Source organism: Teichococcus deserti (genome assembly GCF_001982615.1).
GTDB lineage: Bacteria > Pseudomonadota > Alphaproteobacteria > Acetobacterales > Acetobacteraceae > Pseudoroseomonas > Pseudoroseomonas deserti.
In genome coordinates this window covers 1-1,810 of record NZ_MLCO01000014.1, presented here as the reverse complement: position 1 = coordinate 1,810, position 1,810 = coordinate 1, and the positions used below count along the sequence as shown (strand labels likewise).

Below are 1,810 nucleotides of genomic sequence, written 5' to 3'. Positions count from 1 at the left end.
GCCGCGGTGGACGGCCGCCATTCTCGGCGACGGAGGCGGCATCCGGGGCGCCGCCCGCGGCGCAGCCGGCGAGCAGCGCCGCGGCCAGCAGGGCGAGGCGGCGCGGGGAGACGAGCATGACCATGCGCGCGAGCCTAAGCGCATTTCGCGGCCGCGGGAAACGCTTCCGGAAAAGCGCCGCTGTAGAAAGCGTGAACGGTGCCCTTTGTTGTGGAACGACACGGAACGGCGCATTCTTGTAACGCGGGTCCGGCGGCGAGAAAGACCGTGGAAAGGCCCGCTCCGCTTCCCTCGACCGGAGGATTTCCCCGTGCGTGTTTTCCTCGCGGCGCTGCTGATGCTCGCCGCCGCTGCGACGCTTTCGCCGGCCTCGGCGCAGAACCGATTCTGGCTGATCAACCAGTCGGGGCAGACGATCGAGAGCGCCTTCGTCTCGCCGTCCCGGCTGGACAACTGGGGCCCCGACATCCTGGGCCAGTCCATGCTGGGGGCCGGGCAGCAGGTGCATGTGACGCCGCAGGCGACCGACTGCGTGCTCGACATCCGCGTCCGCTACCAGGGCGGCCGGGAGGAGACCAAGATGCAGGTGAACGCCTGCTCGCTGACGCGGGTGGTGTTCTCCGGCGGCGGCGGCGCGGGCGCCTCGATCCGCGGCAGCGGGGCGAGGGCGACGACGCGGGTGGCGGGGGATCCGTCCTTCAGCTTCGTCAACCGCTCGGGCAGCGTCATCCGCGAGCTCTATGTCTCGCTGAACACCGACCGCAGCTGGGGCCGCGACCGGCTGGGCGAGCAGGTGCTGGAGCCGGGCTATGACCGCTGGATCGAGCTGCCGGCCGGGCGCAGCTGCGCGGTCGACGTGAAGATCGTCTATATGAACGGCCGCGAGCAGGAGCGCCGCGGGCTCGAGACCTGCTCCCGCTCCGAAATCGTCTGGCGCTGACTTTTTCCGACTTGGGTCATTGGGGGGGACGGGGTCACGGGAGTGGCTCCGCCCTTCCTGTTTGAAGGCGGGGCGCCGGGGCGCGGCGATGCCTGCGGCCGGCACCGCCGGCCGAGCGCCCCAAGGGCCGCCGCCGATGTCGCGCAGCCGGGCCGCCAGAGGCGGCGCCGGCGCCCGAGGCCAGGATCTAAGACCTCAGAACCTCAGGCTGTAGCTCAGCTGGGTGCCATAGTCGTTGGCAGCCTGGCCCTCCTCGCGCAGCCGGCGCCAGCCCACCGTCCAGACCAGCCCCTCGACCCAGGGCAGCTCGTAACTGGCCGAAGCGGTGTGCATCGCGGCGCGGGAGGCCTCGTCGCCACGCTCCTTCATCCATTCATAGACATAGGCCAGGCTGACCGGGCCGCGCGCCAGCTCGGCCCCGGCGGTGACCACCTGGCGGCGCAGGCTGCGCAGCCCGTCGGCATTCTCCTGCCGCAGCCATTCGACCAGCGGGGTGGCGGTGACGCCCCCGCCCAGCGGCACCTCCCAGGACAGGCCGGCGACCGTGCCGCGCTCGGTCGCGGCGGTGCCGGCCTGCAGGCTGTCCAGCCCGGCACGGCGCGACGAATAGCCGAGAGTGTAGGACAGCTCGCCCAGTGGCAGCGGCACGTCCTGCCCGGCCAGCGAGGCCACCCAGTTGCCGGCGCCCTGGGTGTTGTCCGGCCCGCCATAGGCGCGGCGGTTGCGCGCCGAGTAGCGCTGCCGCCCCTGGCCGTCCTGGTAGGCCCAGCGCCGGGCAAAGAGCGAGGAGGACAGGCCGCTGCGGTCGGCATGGAAGAATTCCAGCTGCAGGCTGTGCTGGCCGATCGCCTCGGTCACGCCGCCCAGGTC

Annotated in this window: 2 protein-coding genes; one reads left to right on the top strand and one right to left on the bottom strand. The window is 72.0% G+C overall.

All coding sequences use genetic code 11. The features are described 5' to 3' along the window. Nucleotides 1–310: 310 nt before the first annotated feature. The gene (locus tag BKE38_RS02355) at nucleotides 311–940 is read left to right on the top strand and encodes a Tat pathway signal protein (RefSeq protein ID WP_242662137.1); all 630 of its coding nucleotides are present in this window, start codon (nucleotides 311–313) and stop codon (nucleotides 938–940) included. A gap of 195 nt (nucleotides 941–1,135) precedes the next feature. On the opposite strand, the gene BKE38_RS31730 is transcribed toward BKE38_RS02355, so the two are convergent. Further along, on the bottom strand, nucleotides 1,136–1,810 hold a 675-nt coding region (locus tag BKE38_RS31730), incomplete at its 5' end, for a hypothetical protein (RefSeq protein ID WP_207553464.1).